Below are 16,713 nucleotides of genomic sequence, written 5' to 3'. Positions count from 1 at the left end.
TTTTTAGTGGTTACTTACAAATGGCACAACCCTGACATCTATTCAACTCGCCACGGAAACGTTTCTCTACCAATAGATGCAAACGATCTTTCAGCGCTTCCAAACGAATGGTATCGATCACTTCGTTGACAAATGCGAACATCAACAGCAGACGGGCTTCTTTCTCTGCAATACCGCGCGAACGCATGTAGAATAATGCGCCTTCATCCAACTGGCCTACTGTTGCTCCATGCGAACATTTCACATCATCCGCATAAATCTCCAATTGAGGTTGTGTATACATTCTTGCATCACGCGTAGCACAAAGATTCCGGTTAGTCTGTTGGGAATTCGTATGTTGTGCATCGGGACGCACGAGTACCAATCCGGCAAACGCACCTACCGACTGGTCGTCGAGCACATACTTGAACAGCTCATTGCTGGTACAATTCGGTACGGCATGGTCAATACTTGTATGATTGTCTACGTGCTGGTTCTTGTCGGCAATCGCCATACCACAAAGGTTTATTTCGGCTCCTTCTCCTGCCAGCAACACTTCGGTCGTGTTGCGGGTAGTACCATTATGCAAAGTCATTCCGTTGAGCAATACATTGCTGTTGGCCTCTTGCTTTACATACAGGTTACTGATACGAACTGTGCTTGTATGTGTTTCTTCCAGTTCATACATATCGAATACCGCATTCTCACCGGCAAATACTTCAATAACTTGTGTCGCCAGGAAGTTCACATTATCCATTGCATGGTCACAAATCAGCAAACGGGCTTGCGCGCCATCCTCCAGGATAATCAGTACGCGACGGTTCACCATAAAGTTAACATCTGCACGCAGGATATTTACCAACTGGATTGTTTTTTCCACCACCACATTCTTCGGCACATAAAAGACAACACCATCTTGTGCAAAAGCGGTATTGAAAGCAGTCACACCATCTTTAGAGGTATCTGCCAGTTTGCCGTAGTACTTCTTCACCAAGTCAGGATACTGTTCGGCCACCTCTTTCAGACTTCCGAAGATCACGCCTTCAGGTAAATTCGCTTTCGGAAGGGCTCTACTATAGAATGTGTCATTTACCACAAAATAGAGTGCTGTACTCATATTCGGCACATCACACTTAAACACTTCATACGGATTGACCGGAATAGCCAAACGATTCAAGTTCAAACCGAAATCCGGTTCAAAGTACTTGCTCACATCCGTATATTTGTACTTCTCCATCTTACGGGTCGGAAATCCGAGTCGCTCAAAATCGGCAAATGCTGATGCACGAGGCGCATTCAGCACTTCGGCACTATGCTTGCAGATCATCGCTTCCGTCTGTGAGAAAAGTTCTATATATTGTTGTTCAACCATCATAGCTTATATTTTTTTTATTTACAGGCACGGATTACACGGATTTCACAGTTTAAAATACATGAGCAAAACCGCGTTATCCGTGTAATCCGTGCCTAAAATTATTCTCCTACTTCTTTCTTAATCCAATCGTATCCTTTTTCTTCCAGTTCCAGGGCAAGTTCCGGTCCGGCAGTTTTTACGATACGACCTTTATAAAGGACATGCACAATATCAGGCTTGATATAATCGAGCAAACGTTGATAGTGGGTAATAACGATTGTACTTGTTTCAGGAGTTTTCAGCTTGTTCACTCCTTCCGCAACAATACGGAGCGCATCAATATCCAAACCGGAGTCTGTCTCGTCGAGAATGCTCAAACGCGGTTCCAGCATAGCCATCTGAAAAATCTCGTTCCGTTTCTTCTCACCACCGGAAAAGCCTTCATTCACCGAACGGTTAGCCAGTTTATTATCCAACTCCACCACCGCACGTTTCTCACGCATCAGCTTCAGAAACTCACTGGCGGTCAGTGCAGGCAGACCTTTATATTTACGTTGCTCATTCACAGCAGCACGCATAAAGTTCACCATGCTTACACCCGGAATCTCTACCGGATACTGGAAACTAAGGAAGATTCCTTCATGGCTACGATCTTCGGGGCTCAACTCCAACAGATCCTTTCCATAAAAAGTAACCGAACCTTTTGTTACCTCAAAAGCCGGATTACCCACCAATACGGAGGAAAGCGTACTTTTACCGGAACCATTCGGTCCCATAATAGCGTGCACCTCACCGGGATTCACCGTCAGGTTAATACCTTTCAATATCTCTTTGCCATTAATGCTGGCATGCAGGTCTTTTATTTCTAACATGATATATTTACGATTTTACGATTTACTATTAAAAAGTCAACATCACCCCACGCTTCCTTCCAATGAGATGGTAAGCAGTTTCTGTGCTTCTACCGCAAATTCCATCGGAAGTTTATTCAACACTTCCTTTGCATATCCGTTCACAATAAGTCCGATAGCATCTTCTGTCGGAATACCGCGCTGGTTGCAATAAAATATCTGGTCTTCACTAATCTTGCTTGTCGTAGCTTCATGCTCTACCACTGCCGTCTCATTGTGAATATCCATATACGGGAAGGTATGTGCACCACACTTATCTCCCAGCAACAGAGAGTCACACTGGCTATAATTACGAGCATTATCCGCTTTCTCGGCCACGCGTACCAACCCACGATAGGAGTTTTCACTATGCCCAGCAGAAATACCTTTACTTACAATCGTACTACGAGTGTTCTTACCCAGATGAATCATCTTCGTTCCGGTATCTGCCTGCTGATAGTTGTTCGTTACAGCTACGGAATAGAATTCAGCAGTCGAGTTATCGCCCGTCAGGATACAGGAAGGATATTTCCAGGTGATTGCCGAACCGGTTTCCACTTGTGTCCAGGATAATTTACTGTCTACTCCTTTACAGTTACCACGTTTAGTCACAAAGTTGTATACACCGCCCTTGCCTTCTGCATCTCCCGGATACCAGTTCTGAACGGTACTGTATTTTACTTCTGCACGGTCGTGCACAATGATCTCAACGATAGCGGCATGCAACTGATTTTCATCCCGCATCGGAGCCGTACATCCTTCCAGATAAGAAACATACGAATCATCATCCGCTACAATCAGCGTACGCTCAAATTGTCCCGTGTTACGAGCATTGATACGGAAATAAGTGGAAAGCTCCATCGGGCAACGTACTCCTTTCGGAATATACACGAAAGAGCCGTCAGAGAACACTGCGGAATTCAACGCTGCAAAGAAATTGTCCCGATAACCTACTACCGAGCCCATATATTTCTTCACCAGATCCGGATGCTCCCGCACGGCTTCACTGAACGAGCAGAATATAATTCCTTTCTCCATCAGCGTTTCCTTGAAGGTAGTCTTTACGGAAACAGAGTCCATAACGGCATCCACTGCCATTCCACTAAGAGCCATTTGCTCTTCCAAAGGAATTCCCAGTTTATTAAACGTCTTTATCAGTTCAGGATCGACTTCCTCCATGCTCTTCGGTCCTTCTTTCTTCTTTGTCGGATCGGCATAATAAGAAATCGCCTGATAATCAATTTCAGGGATACGGAGATGTGCCCAGGTAGGCATTTCCAGCGTCAGCCAATGGCGATACGCTTTCAGTCGAAACTCCAGCAACCACTCCGGTTCGTCCTTTTTCGATGAAATCAGACGAATGACATCTTCATTAAGTCCACGCTCAATGATATCCGTATGCACCTCTGTGGTGAAGCCGTATTTATATTTCTCCTCCGCAAATTTCCGGACAAACTCATTATCAGTCTTCTTTTCAAGTTCGTCTTTCTGATTGGGTTTCATTTTATTGGGTTCTTGTTGCATCTTTATCTTTATTCTCTAATATATATTGTTGCGTCATATTCTTCGCAGCAGGGAAAAAGATCCCCGCAAACGTTTCCATCGGATAATATAACAAAGATTCTTCCTTTTTTGTTGCACTAATTAACTTATTATCGCTGTCCACAAACTCTATCGCACCAATCACTACACTCGTTAACAACAGAAACTTAAGTGCTCCCAGCCCACTTCCTAACCAGCGATTCAGCCAGTTCAGCGAAATAGCCTGCATTGCTTTTGTCAATAGCGAGGCAATCAATACAAAGATCAATGGTACGGCAATCCAGATCATGATAAAAGCCAACACTTGCGCAACTGTCATTGAATCCGTCACCGTCGGGCAAAGCTTTTCCGCCAAAGAGGCATACAGAGCTTTCGCTGCCAACAGACCGACTATCAACCCCAAAATAGAAGCCAACTGACGAATGAAGCCTTTTACAAAACCTACAATCGCTCCGGCGCCTATTACAATAAGGATAATTATATCAATCGTTGCCATATTCTTCTATTCTATGATATAATTCAGGCACGGATTTCACGGATTACACGGATTTATTAAAGAACCGTGAAATCCGCGTAATCCGTGCCTGATATTGATTCAGCACTGCCTATTACAATGTCTGTTTCACTTCTATTTCTTCGAATGTCTCGATCATATCGCCTACCTTCATGTCGTTGCAGTTTACCAGACTGATACCACACTCGAAGTTTGTACCTACTTCCTTCACATCGTCCTTGAAACGTTTCAATGCGTTGATGTTTCCGGTAAAGATTACGATACCATCGCGGATCAAACGAGCCTTGTCGCTGCGTTTCACCTTTCCGGTCTTCACCATTGCTCCGGCTACAAGACCGACTTTCGTAATATTGAATACTTCGCGGATTTCGATGGTTGCAGTAATCTGTTCCTTTACTTCCGGAGCCAACATACCTTCCATAGCAGCCTTTACCTCTTCGATTGCATCGTAGATGACAGAATACTTACGGATGTCAACACCCTCTTGGTCGGCCATCTTACCGGCAGCACCCGAAGGACGTACCTGGAATCCGACAATAATCGCATCCGAAGCAGCAGCCAGAGAAACATCAGATTCAGAAATTGCTCCCACACCCTTATGGATAACATTTACCTGAATTTGTTCCGTAGACAACTTAATCAACGAATCGCTCAACGCTTCCACAGAACCATCCACGTCACCCTTAACGATGATGTTCAATTCCTGGAAGTTACCCAAAGCAATACGACGACCCAACTCATCCAATGTAAGGATCTTCTGCGTACGCAAACCTTGTTCACGAGCCAGCTGCTCACGTTTATTAGTGATCTCACGAGCTTCCTGATCGCTTTCGACTACATGGAATGTGTCACCTGCAGCAGGAGCACCATTCAATCCCAGAATCAATGCCGGTTCGGAAGGTCCTGCTTCCTTGACGCGTTGGTTACGTTCGTTGAACATAGCCTTCACACGTCCGTAGCTGGTTCCCGCCAATACGATGTCTCCTACTTTCAAAGTACCGTTAGATACCAATACAGTAGCTACATATCCACGTCCCTTATCCAGTGAAGATTCGATGATGGAACCCGTAGCATTACGGTCCGGATTTGCTTTCAAGTCGAGCATTTCTGCTTCGAGCAATACTTTTTCCAGCAAGTCTTCCACACCCATACCTTTCTTGGCAGAGATATCTTGTGACTGATATTTACCACCCCATTCTTCAACAAGGTAATTCATTGCAGCCAGTTCTTCTTTAATCTTATCCGGATTTGCAGTCGGTTTATCTACCTTATTGATTGCAAATACAATAGGTACACCGGCAGCCATCGCGTGATTGATCGCTTCCTTCGTCTGTGGCATCACGTTATCATCGGCAGCCACAATAATGATAGCAATATCCGTTACTTTGGCACCACGTGCACGCATAGCGGTAAACGCTTCGTGACCCGGAGTATCGAGGAACGTAATACGACGACCATCTTCCAGTTGCACGTTATAAGCACCGATATGCTGGGTAATACCTCCGGCCTCACCGGCAATTACATTCGCCTTACGGATATAGTCGAGCAAAGAAGTCTTACCGTGGTCAACGTGTCCCATCACTGTTACAATCGGAGCGCGCGGTTGCAAATCTTCCGGAGCATCTTCTTCTTCAACGATAGCTTGTGCCACTTCCGCACTTACATACTCAGTCTTGAATCCGAATTCTTCAGCCACCAGATTGATGGTTTCAGCATCCAAACGCTGGTTGATGGAAACCATGATACCAATACTCATACAAGTAGCGATAACCTGGTTAACAGAAACATCCATCATCGTTGCCAATTCGTTAGCCGTAACGAACTCGGTCAACTTCAATACCTTGCTGTCTGCCATTTCCTGATCTTCCAGTTCCTGCATACGGTTGGAAGCCATTTCACGTTTCTCTTTACGGTATTTGGACGTTTTATTCTTACCTTTGGTTGTCAGACGTGCAAGGGTTTCTTTTACCTGTTTTGCTACGTCTTCCTCGCTCACTTCCTGTTTGATAACCGGCTTCTTGAAGCGATCTTTATTGTTATTGTTATTTCTTCTGTTGTTATTTCCCTGTCCGTTGGCCTGGCCACCCTGACCGTTACTATTGCCGCCTTTACCCTGTACATTAGGTCTTGGAGCAGCAAAGTTGGAAGTTGCAACATTGTTAACGTCCACCTTCTCTTTATTGATACGGTTACGTTTCTTCTTGTTAGCAGCTGCTTCCGCACTGTCCTTAGGTCCGCTCTTCGCCAATTTAGAATCATCCTTACGGATTTCCTTGATGATAGCTTCCTTCATCAACTTCTTCTGATCCTGACGGATTTTTTCCTTTTCTTCACGTTCGCGACGTTTCTCTTCCTTCGATTTCTTCTTGGGACGAGTAGACTGATTCAATGCAGCCAAGTCGATCTGACCGATCACATTAATCTTCGCGCCTAATTCCGGTTGACGGATTTTGAAAACACCATCATCCTCCGGAGCCTTTTCCGCTACCGGGGTTACTTCAGCCTGTGCAGTTTCCACCTTTTCTTCTTCTTTATGTTCTTCCGCCTTCACAGGTGCAGCTACTACTACCTTCGGCTCTTCTTTTTTCACTTCTTCTACTACTTTTTCAACTTCTACCGGCTTCGTCTCCACTACAGGTTCCGGCACTACTACGGGTTCAACCACCACTGGAGTAGGCTCTACTACAGAAACAGGGGATGTCACCACCTCTTCCTTCTTCACCTCGGGTTCTCTCTTCTCGGGCTCCTTTTTCACTTCGGGTTTAACGACAGGCCGTTCCACAACCGGTTCTTCCTGTTTCTGTTCCGGTTCTTTCTCTACCTTTTCAGGTTTACGACCGTTCAATTTATCCAAATCTATTTTTCCGACAGGTTTAAACTTCGGACGTGCATCCTCAGGTACGACTGTCTTAATCACATCTTCCGACTTCGGTTTTTCGGGCTGCTTTTCGAAGCCTTCAATCGATACCGATGCCTTATTACGTTCCTTATTCTGACGTTCCTGTATGAAACGCTCCGATTCAAGTCTAAGGTTCTTATCTGTACTAAACTCCTTTACGAGTATAGCGTATTGCTCCTCGCTAATTTTAGTATTAGGATTAGCCTCAACGGTATGCCCTTTCTTTTGCAGGAACTCAACTACCGTCGCGATTCCTACGTTCAAATCTCTTGTAACTTTGTTTAACCTTATCGTCATATTTTAAAATTAATGAATAAATGGAGCTTGTTTAATTGAAAATTGAGAATTGAGAATTAAAAAATAAAAGTCTGCTGCGTTGTATTGCATCGCAAATTTTTAATTTTTAATTTTTAATTTTCAATTGAAGAAGGATCTTCTTCTTCAAACTCCGATTTCAAAATGCGTATTACCTCGTCCACTGTCTCTTCTTCCAAGTCCGTCTTTTCAATCAACATCTCACGAGGAGCATTCAACACAGCTTTTGCTGTATCGATGCCGATAGCTTTGATAGCGTCGATCACCCATCCGTCGATTTCGTCTCTGAACTCGTCGAGATAGATATCTTCGTCAGCTACATTCTCATCCAACTCACGGAACACGTCGATAGTGTACTCAGTTAACATACTGGCCAGTTTGATATTCAAACCGCCTTTACCGATAGCCAGCGAAACTTCTTCCGGTTTGAGGAATACCTCTGCTTTCTTCTCTTCCTCGTTCAGACGAATAGAAGAAATCTTAGCCGGGCTTAAAGCGCGCTGTATAAACAATGAGATGTTCGATGTGTAATTGATTACGTCGATGTTCTCATTGCGAAGTTCACGAACAATGCCATGAATACGACTTCCCTTTACACCTACACAGGCTCCTACAGGGTCGATTCTGTCATCGTAAGATTCCACCGCGATCTTGGCACGTTCGCCGGGGATACGGGCAATCTTCTTGATGGTAATCAAACCATCATTAATTTCGGGTACTTCCATCTCGAACAGGCGTTGCAGGAAAACGGGAGAAGTACGTGACAAGATAATCTTAGGATTATTATTCTTGTTATCCACGCGGGCAACTACTGCACGGGCCGTTTCACCTTTACGATAAAAGTCGCTCGGGATTTGTTCGGTCTTAGGTAACAGCAACTCGTTTCCTTCATCGTCTAAAAGCAACATCTCTTTTTTCCAGATCTGATATACTTCTGCATTGATGATAGTACCTACCTTATCTATATATTTATTATAAATACTGTCTTTTTCGAGTTCCAGAATCTTGGAAGCCAGTGTCTGGCGAAGATTCAGGATCGCACGACGTCCGAACTTGGCAAAGATCACCTCGTCAGTCACCTCTTCACCTTCTTCGTAAGAAGCATCGATTTTCTGTGCTTCGCTCAACGAAATCTGCATATTCGGGTTAGTCAAATCTTCGTCGGCCACAACTTCACGGTTACGCCATATCTCGAAGTCACCCTTGTCCGGGTTCACGATCACGTCGTAATTTTCATCGGTGCCAAACATTTTCGCGATTACGCTACGGAACGACTCTTCGAGTACGCTAACCATCGTCGTTCTATCGATATTCTTCAGTTCCTTAAATTCCGAAAATGTATCAATCAAGCTGATTGTTTCTTCTTTTTTGGCCATAACTATTTAAAGCTAATTAAGTATTTAGTATATTTTATTTGCTCATAAGTGAAGGTTTCGTCCTCTTCTACCAGCTTCGGGCGCTTTGATCCTTCGGTTTTTACTTTCTTTTGTACGCCTACCGTAAACTTCTCTTCATCGGCATCTTTCAGTATACCAGCCAGCTTCCGTCCGTCTCCGGTCAGCACTTCCACCTCTTGTCCGATGTGGATATAATACTGTTGCAGAACTTTAAAGGGTTGTCCGATCCCAGCCGACCCTACTTCCAGTTCATAATCTTCCTCTTCGCGGTTCAGTTTCGACTCTATGAAGCGGCTAAGCTCCACGCAATCTTCAATCCAAACACCTTCTGCATGGTCTATTTCAACCACAATCTTGTCATCCGGGCTCACGGTTACCTCTACTAAAAAGTAGTCTTTTCCTTCCAGCCACTCTTCTACAATCTGACAAACAGTTTTCTTTTCTATCATTTATTAGCTATATAAGAACAAAAAAAGGAGCTTAATTGCCCCTCCACCTTTCATCCGTTTCCGGTTGCAAAGATATAAATAATCTGTTCGACTACAAAACATTAAAGAAAAAAAGTATGAATTAACAGTGCTATATTCGTATCTTTACGCCGTAAATCAAAAAATAACGACTATGGCACATCGTCTCAACACAAATAAACAGTTTATGGTAGGCAACGGACTGCTTGCTTTTGCCGTCATTTTTGTCGTAGTTATTTTTGTCTATATGAGCATGCGACTACAACGGGAAAAGCAGGAAGAACGTCATTTTATTGAAAGCTACACAATCAGTCTGGTAAAGGGTTTTGCCGGAGATTCTATCTCTTTGTTTGTCAATGACAGTCTGATCTCCAATAAAACCATGTCGGAAGAGCCTTACACAATAGAAGTGGGACGTTTTGCCGAACAGAGCGCCTTGTTGATTGTAGATAATAAGACTGAATTAGTATCTACGTTTGATCTTAGTGAAAAAGGAGGAACTTATCAATTCGAAAAAGAATCAGACGGGATTAAACAATTAGCCAAATAGTAAAGGTATTAACTAAGTTTGTGCCACCATGTTGGCACAACTATGCCATCGCATTGGCACGGCTGTGCCATCGTGGTGGCACAAGTGTGACAACGTAACGGCACTACCTTGGCAATAAAACATTTTAAATTTCCGTGCGGTACTTTCTTAATTCTCCCCGCAAAGCCAGTGCTTTCCCTTCTGTAAATTGATTCAGTAAAGCCCAAAATCGTTCACTATGATTCATCTCACGGGTATGGCACAACTCATGCAACAACACATAATCTATCAAATGAGAAGGTAACAAAACCAGATAATAGGACAAATTAATATCTTTTCGAGCTGAACAGCTTCCCCATCTGCCTTGGCTGGAGTTTATTTTCACACTTGAATAGGGAAGTCCGCATTGCCTGGACAAGGAAGCCAAACGTGAAGGAAGGATACTTTTCGCATTCCGCCTCAACGATTCTTCAATTACCTTATGCAACCAGCTTTGCAGTTTCTCATCCGTAAAATCCGCATGAGGCGGACAAACTATTTCCATAACTCCCAACCGGGAATTAGCCAGAAACTGATCCTTTTCACCGGACACCAAGGACAACTTAAAGTGTTCCGCATCAATTTTATAGTTCAAATCAATCAACGGCCGGGCTAGTTTTTGACGGGAGGCCAGAAGTTTACCACGCAGATTCTCGATCGCCTGCTTCACTTCTTTCAATGTAGTGCCGGGAGGAACTGAAACATAAACAGCATCACTCTTTGTACGAAACACAAGACTCCTCGCACGTGAATTGACGCGCACTATCAGACGTCCCAATTCGTCATCTTCTATGATCTTATCCATTATAATCCTCCTATCAACAGGCACAAAAGTAATAAAAAAGAAGATTCCAATGAAAAACTTCGCGGAAGATGCAACTTTATATCAGTTTCTTCCGTCTAACTGTCATATCAATCATAGAAAAACATAATTATGAAAACAAGTTTATTGCTCGTATTAGTCACCGGATTGTCTCTAGTACTTACTGCCGGCTCTTGCTTGCAGGGAAAACACGTAGTAGGCAGCAAAAACTACATCTCCCAAGAAGTAAAAGCCGATCATTTCAATGAAATCAAACTATTGGGAAGTGCCAATATCAGTTATCACCAAGACACACGCAGTCACGTGGAGATACATGGTTCCGACAACATTATACCACTTGTAGAAACGTATGTAGACGGTAATACATTAATTATAAAATTCAAGAAGAATGTCAGTATCTGGAAAGGAAAACTGGAAATAAAAGTTTTTGCTCCGGAATTAAATAAGTTAACGATCAATGGTTCGGGAAATATAAAATTAATCAATGGAATACAAACCTCTAAAGATATTGAATTCCATATAAATGGTTCGGGAAACATTCAGGGAGAAGGGCTTAATTGCCGAAGAATGGCTGTTTCTATTAACGGATCGGGAGATGTTAGACTGCAACAAATAGAGAGCCAGGAATGTCAGGCAGGTATTTCAGGTTCGGGTAATATCAATCTTAAAGGTAAAGCCATTCAAGCAAAATATTCTATTGCCGGATCGGGAAACATTCAGGCCGCAGATTTAGAAGCAGAGAATACAGATGCAAGTATCAGTGGATCCGGAAACATCAGTTGTTATGCAAGTCAGAAACTGGTTGCCCGCGTGAAAGGAAGTGGCGATATTGCCTATAAAGGCAATCCACAAGAAGTTGACGCTCCACGGAAAAACATACGGCAAATTAAATAAATACAGTCTAAAAGCATAAAAGGGCTACTGCATCGCGCGGTAGCCCATTTATTTAGTTAGTTTTATTATAAAAATTTGAGAGAATTGAAAACTTCACAGTTTCGCCTTCGTTGTTGTTTTAATTAAGCACACTAACTATATTATATGTTTAAAGCAAATGAAAATGTCTATTCGTTTATAACTTGCACCTTGTGGTTGACCCTCGCCAAACTATCGGCTAGAACCTGTTCCGCTTTCACATCATTTGAGATAGCGACCGATGGTGCTGTTACTTGTTTACCAATGGTATCCGTTGCCAATACACTTCCGTCATCTCCGGAGAAAGAATGTTGTGCCACATTCCCCAAAGAAAGGATGATTGCAATCACGGCAGCGGCTTTGAACAGAGGAATAAAACGACCGGTCAGTGTCAAGCGTTTCGCTTTTACGACCGTAGGCTCCACCTCTGCCAGAATACGTGCATCAAAGTCTTCGCCCAGTCCTACTTCCTGCTGAACCTGTTGATAAACAAACAGGTTTTTATAGCGAAGCAAATGAGCCGGAACTTCCTCCTTTGCGAAGAAGTCGCGCAATGTTGCTTCCTCCTCAACGGAAGTTTCGCATTGCCAGTATCGCTCCAGGAGCTGTTCTATATCCTTATAATCCATATTCGTCAATTTCTAAATACCTTTGTTTTACTTTTTGTCTGGCTCTGAAGAGGTTCACTTTAACTTGTTCCTCTGTCAGATTCAGCAACCCTGCAATTTTCTTATAGCTTTCACCTTCAATGTCCCTCAGTTGCATGATAAGCCGCTGTTTTTCGGGAAGTTCGTTTACCAGTCTATTAATAATGTTCATTCTTTCATCATGAATCATCTGGTCATACGGACTGTTTGCATCAGGTTCTTCCTCCATTTCGGGGGTGAGTTCCACGTTTTGAGCTTCTTTCTTTTGACTTCGATCTATCGCCAGATTCTTTGCCACTGTCAGGCAATAGGCTTCGACCGATTCAAATTGAGACCACTCATCACGCTTATTCCACACTCTTATCATGGTGTCCTGAACGACATCCTCGGCTTCGGCCCTATCCAGGGTGATTCTGAGAGCCAATCGAAAGAGTTTATCCTTCAACGGCAAAATATCGTTTCGGAAGCTGATTTCTTGCATCTCTATAATAATGACGGGCTAGGATATGAAAAGTTACAGTCGCCCACTACTTTTTTTTGAATTATTTTTTTATTCTTGTTCCACCAGAGTTATTAATCGCTGATGCTAAGGTGATTACCACTTCAGAAACTCCTGCATTTATTGCTTCAAAAGAATTCTCCAACTTGGGAATCATACCTCCCTGAATAACGCCATCAGCTACATATTGTTCAAATTCGGCACGGGTGATTTGGGGAATCACACTGTCGTCATCATTCTCGTCACGCAACACGCCTTTCTTCTCAAAACAATATACCAATGTCACATCAAACAGGGCCGACAACGCTTTCGCCGTTTCCCCGGCAATGGTATCTGCATTCGTGTTCAGCATATTGCCGTGTCCGTCATGCGTCAATGGAGCCATTACCGGAACCACTCCCTTATGTATCAAATCAGATAACAAAGTAGCGTCCACCTTTTCCACGTCACCTACAAAACCATAGTCTACCTCTTTCACCGGGCGTTTCACCGAACGGATCACGTTCATATCCGCCCCGGTCAATCCGAGTGCATTGACTCCGCGTGCCTGCAGACCTGCCACAATATTTTTATTCACTAATCCGCCGTATACCATCGTTACGACCTTCAAAGTTTCAGCATCGGTAATCCGACGACCATTTACCATTTTGCTTTCAATACCCAGTTGCGCGGCAATCTTTGTAGCCGAACGGCCGCCGCCGTGAACCAAAACTTTATGTCCAGCGATAGCGGCAAAGTCATTTAACAACTGACGAAGGGTGGCTTCCTCTTCTACGATTTTGCCACCCACCTTAATAACTGTTAGTTTTTCTCTCATTTCTTGATTTCTAATAAGTTCACCGAATGGACAATCCGGCTCCGGCACCTTGCCGGTTATTCCAAATAAGTATATCCGTAAAGCCCTGAACGATAGTTGGAAAGGAATTCTTTTCCTTCTTCCAAAGAGATCTTTCCTTCTTTCACCGACTTCGTCACCCAGGTTTCGAGTGTACGTACCAGCTTCTTCGGATTGTACTGTACATAGTCCAACACCTCCGCTACCGTTTCTCCATCAATAATCTGTTCGATATTATATCCTTTCTCGTTCACCGAAACATGCACGGCATTCGTATCACCGAACAAATTATGCATATCTCCCAGAATCTCCTGATAAGCACCGACCAGGAACACAGCCACATAGTAAGGTTCCGTTTTCTTCAGTGTATGTACAGGCAGATAATGAGCCACGTTACGGGTAGAAATAAAATTAGCAATTTTACCGTCCGAGTCACAAGTAATATCCTGCAAAGTAGCCGAACGTTCCGGTTTCTCATCCAATCGCTGGATAGGCATGATCGGGAATATCTGGTCAATCGCCCAAGAGTCGGGAAGCGACTGGAAGAGCGAGAAATTACAGAAATATTTATCGGCAAGCAACTTAGACAGTCCGCGGAATTCATCAGGCGCATGCTTCAAACCACCGGCAATCTGATTAATCTCACGTGTAATAGACCAATACAGACGCTCGATTTGTGCACGGGTTTTCAGATCTACAATTCCATGACTGAACAAGTCCAGCGCTTCCTCCCTGATCTGCTGCGCATCATGCCACGCCTCCAACATCTTGTTCTGATTCAGCGAATCCCAGATTCCATATAACTCCTGCACCAACTCGTGCGCATCCGGAGCTATCTCTTCCTCGTCATCCCATTCGGGCAAGGTAGCGGTTTCAAGTACCTCAAAGATAAGAACAGAATGATGTGCCGTCAATGCGCGTCCACTCTCCGTTATGATATTCGGGTGTGGGATACCATTTTTATCGCTCACGTCCACCAAAGTAGAAATAGAGTCGTTTACATATTCCTGGATGGAATAATTCACGCTGCCTTCGCTATTGGACGAACGGGTTCCGTCATAATCCACTCCGAGTCCACCGCCAATATCTACAAATTCCACATTGAATCCCATCGAATGTAGCTGCACGTAGAACTGTGAAGCCTCACGCAAAGCCGTTTTAATACGACGTATCTTTGTCACCTGACTACCGATATGGAAATGAATCAGTTTCAAACAATCCTTCATCCCTTTGCTCTCCAGGAAGTCGAGCGCTTCGAGAAGTTCACTGGAAGTCAAGCCGAATTTGCTGGCATCACCTCCAGACTCTTCCCACTTTCCGCTACCGGAAGAAGCGAGTTTGATACGTATACCGATGTTAGGCTGCACATTCAGCTGTTTTGCCATCTTTGCAATCAGCTTCAGTTCGTTCATCTTCTCTACAACGAGGAAGATACGTTTACCCATTTTCTGGGCAAGCAAAGCCAGTTCGATGTAACTTTCGTCTTTATATCCGTTACAGACAATCAATGAGTCAGAATCCGTATTGACCGCAATCACTGCATGGAGTTCCGGTTTAGAACCGGCTTCCAGTCCGAGATTGAACTTCTTTCCGTGGCTGATAATCTCTTCCACCACCGGGCGCATTTGGTTGACCTTAATCGGATAAATTATAAAGTTCTCGGCTTTATAACCATACTCTTCGGCCGCTTGTTTAAAGCAGGAAGACATCTTTTCAATACGGTTGTCCAAAATATCCGGAAAACGTATCAACATGGGAGAAGCCACATCACGCAATTGCAACTCATCGACCAGTTCTTTCAGATCGACAGTCACTCCGTCTCTACGAGGTGTAACAACTACATGACCTTTGTCATTAATACCAAAGTACGAGGTACCCCAACCTGTGATGTTGTAGAGTTCCTCAGAATCTTCAATACGCCACTTTCTCATTTTCTGTTATTCAGTGTTTTTAGTAAATAATTGGACGGCAAAAATACGGATTAATCTACATGTTGGCAATTAATTAGACATTAAATCTTTCAAACGGTCCATATAACCACTATTTCCGTTACGGGCGTCATAGCGACGTGCCAGCTCTTCTGCCTGTTGATAGAAATAATTGCGAAGTTCGTTTACCTGATAAATTCCATCCGGACGATAAAGCGGGAACTCTTCCGGCAAAGACAACGAGACTTCCGGACGGGTTTCATATTTCATAGCCTCTACCATATCACAGGAGAAACGATAACTCTTCAGCGTATTAGTACGCAAACTCCAACCGATACAGCGTTCGGCATATTCCCAAGCTCTTTCCGGCTTCGTCATCATATTATAGGCAATAAACAATCCCAGGTAGAGCAAAAGATATTCATCCTTCTCTCTTCCCACCAATGCTTCTTCGGCACGTGCACACATATCGGCGGCAATCTCCGGTTTACCTGCTTTCTGCGCATAATAAGCAAGCTTCAAATAAGCCCGCAAATTGGCTTCATAACAAGTGACCTGCTTATTAATCAACGGTTGCGCGCGGCTGTAAGCCTCATCAAACTGTCCCGTTTCCAGATAATAATCCAACATAAAGTTCAATTCACAAGCCTCACACGACTGATCGTCTATCTTCTCATTCAACATTTTATCAATGTATTCTTTCGCCTTGTCATACTGCCGCATCCAGACACATTCCACAGACCAGCGGTGATAATAACTCCGCAAAGAATACCCGTTCCGGAGGATACGGGTTTTATAATCCTCCCCAATTGCCTGTACCTGTTCCATCGGGATCTCCGGAAGATCGAACGTACAAGCCCATATCCACTTATATTTCCACAACAAGTCATCTTCCTTAATCACATCCTTGTGGTTCTCGTAATCATCCAGAATTTTAGAGAACACGGTAATCTCTTCAGCATCCGCCGAAAGAAGATTCAGTTCATAAATAAGATCCAGTCTCAACTCCGTAGCCCATTCCACATCTTCGTTCTCATCGGCGATGCGGATAGCCTCTTTCAATAGATTGGCTTTTTCGCGGGGATGCAGGTTGTTATTCTGTGTCTGCAACAGCAATTTTTGTATTTCAAGTGTGTATCTCATA

The 16,713-nt window shown here is 43.7% G+C and carries 15 protein-coding genes; 2 read left to right on the top strand and 13 right to left on the bottom strand.

Going from position 1 to position 16,713, the window contains the following annotated elements:
• Window positions 1–10 precede the first annotated feature (10 nt).
• The 7 genes from sufD to rimP all read right to left on the bottom strand — a co-directional run bounded on the left by sufD (window position 11) and on the right by rimP (window position 9,339).
• On the bottom strand, window positions 11–1,354 hold the full coding sequence (gene sufD / locus H8796_RS07185) for a Fe-S cluster assembly protein SufD (RefSeq protein WP_117932409.1): 1,344 nt from the start codon (window positions 1,352–1,354) through the stop codon (window positions 11–13).
• Window positions 1,355–1,452: 98 nt separating this feature from the next.
• A complete protein-coding gene (gene sufC / locus H8796_RS07180) occupies window positions 1,453–2,205 on the bottom strand; it encodes a Fe-S cluster assembly ATPase SufC (RefSeq protein WP_004298251.1) in 753 nt (250 codons plus the stop codon).
• 42 nt (window positions 2,206–2,247) lie between these two features.
• A complete protein-coding gene (gene sufB / locus H8796_RS07175; protein ID WP_004307399.1) occupies window positions 2,248–3,726 on the bottom strand; it encodes a Fe-S cluster assembly protein SufB in 1,479 nt (492 codons plus the stop codon).
• 1 nt (window position 3,727) lies between these two features.
• Window positions 3,728–4,261, bottom strand: a complete 534-nt coding sequence (locus H8796_RS07170; protein WP_008776068.1) for a CvpA family protein — start codon at window positions 4,259–4,261, stop codon at window positions 3,728–3,730.
• Window positions 4,262–4,373: 112 nt separating this feature from the next.
• Window positions 4,374–7,475 carry a translation initiation factor IF-2 gene (gene infB / locus H8796_RS07165; protein ID WP_117932411.1) on the bottom strand — a complete coding sequence of 1,034 codons (3,102 nt, stop codon included), beginning with the start codon at window positions 7,473–7,475 and terminating at the stop codon, window positions 4,374–4,376.
• A gap of 113 nt (window positions 7,476–7,588) precedes the next feature.
• Complete coding sequence (gene nusA / locus H8796_RS07160) at window positions 7,589–8,869, bottom strand: transcription termination factor NusA (protein WP_117932414.1); 1,281 nt, start codon at window positions 8,867–8,869, stop codon at window positions 7,589–7,591.
• A 2-nt stretch (window positions 8,870–8,871) separates the two neighbouring features.
• Complete coding sequence (gene rimP, locus H8796_RS07155) at window positions 8,872–9,339, bottom strand: ribosome assembly cofactor RimP (RefSeq protein ID WP_004298256.1); 468 nt, start codon at window positions 9,337–9,339, stop codon at window positions 8,872–8,874.
• Between the two features lie 172 nt (window positions 9,340–9,511).
• On the opposite strand from rimP, the gene H8796_RS07150 reads away from it, so the two are divergent.
• Window positions 9,512–9,907 (top strand): hypothetical protein, encoded by a 396-nt coding sequence (locus tag H8796_RS07150; protein WP_117932416.1) that lies wholly within the window; start codon window positions 9,512–9,514, stop codon window positions 9,905–9,907.
• Between the two features lie 124 nt (window positions 9,908–10,031).
• Here the strand turns inward: H8796_RS07150 and H8796_RS07145 are convergent, their stop codons facing one another.
• Window positions 10,032–10,730 carry a SprT family zinc-dependent metalloprotease gene (locus H8796_RS07145; RefSeq protein ID WP_117932418.1) on the bottom strand — a complete coding sequence of 233 codons (699 nt, stop codon included), beginning with the start codon at window positions 10,728–10,730 and terminating at the stop codon, window positions 10,032–10,034.
• Window positions 10,731–10,859: 129 nt separating this feature from the next.
• Here H8796_RS07145 and H8796_RS07140 point away from each other — a divergent pair, with 129 nt between their 5' ends.
• A complete protein-coding gene (locus tag H8796_RS07140) occupies window positions 10,860–11,642 on the top strand; it encodes a head GIN domain-containing protein (protein ID WP_008998159.1) in 783 nt (260 codons plus the stop codon).
• Between the two features lie 167 nt (window positions 11,643–11,809).
• Here the strand turns inward: H8796_RS07140 and H8796_RS07135 are convergent, their stop codons facing one another.
• From H8796_RS07135 to H8796_RS07115, 5 genes are all read right to left on the bottom strand, one after another.
• Window positions 11,810–12,289, bottom strand: coding sequence for a hypothetical protein (locus H8796_RS07135; RefSeq protein ID WP_008649173.1), 480 nt, complete (start codon window positions 12,287–12,289; stop codon window positions 11,810–11,812).
• On the bottom strand, window positions 12,279–12,788 hold the full coding sequence (locus H8796_RS07130) for an RNA polymerase sigma factor (RefSeq protein ID WP_004298261.1): 510 nt from the start codon (window positions 12,786–12,788) through the stop codon (window positions 12,279–12,281). Before H8796_RS07130 ends, H8796_RS07135 begins: the two co-directional genes overlap by 11 nt.
• 61 nt (window positions 12,789–12,849) lie before the next feature.
• Complete coding sequence (gene argB / locus H8796_RS07125) at window positions 12,850–13,623, bottom strand: acetylglutamate kinase (protein WP_032852239.1); 774 nt, start codon at window positions 13,621–13,623, stop codon at window positions 12,850–12,852.
• Between the two features lie 56 nt (window positions 13,624–13,679).
• The gene (gene speA, locus H8796_RS07120; protein ID WP_004307404.1) at window positions 13,680–15,572 is read right to left on the bottom strand and encodes a biosynthetic arginine decarboxylase; all 1,893 of its coding nucleotides are present in this window, start codon (window positions 15,570–15,572) and stop codon (window positions 13,680–13,682) included.
• A gap of 69 nt (window positions 15,573–15,641) precedes the next feature.
• Complete coding sequence (locus tag H8796_RS07115; protein ID WP_117932420.1) at window positions 15,642–16,712, bottom strand: M48 family metallopeptidase; 1,071 nt, start codon at window positions 16,710–16,712, stop codon at window positions 15,642–15,644.
• Window position 16,713 lies beyond the last annotated feature (1 nt).

The organism is Bacteroides sp. M10, assembly GCF_014334015.1.
Taxonomy (GTDB): Bacteria; Bacteroidota; Bacteroidia; order Bacteroidales; family Bacteroidaceae; genus Bacteroides; species Bacteroides intestinigallinarum.
Note: the sequence above shows the minus strand (reverse complement) of the source record. Positions and strands in the feature narration are given on the sequence as shown.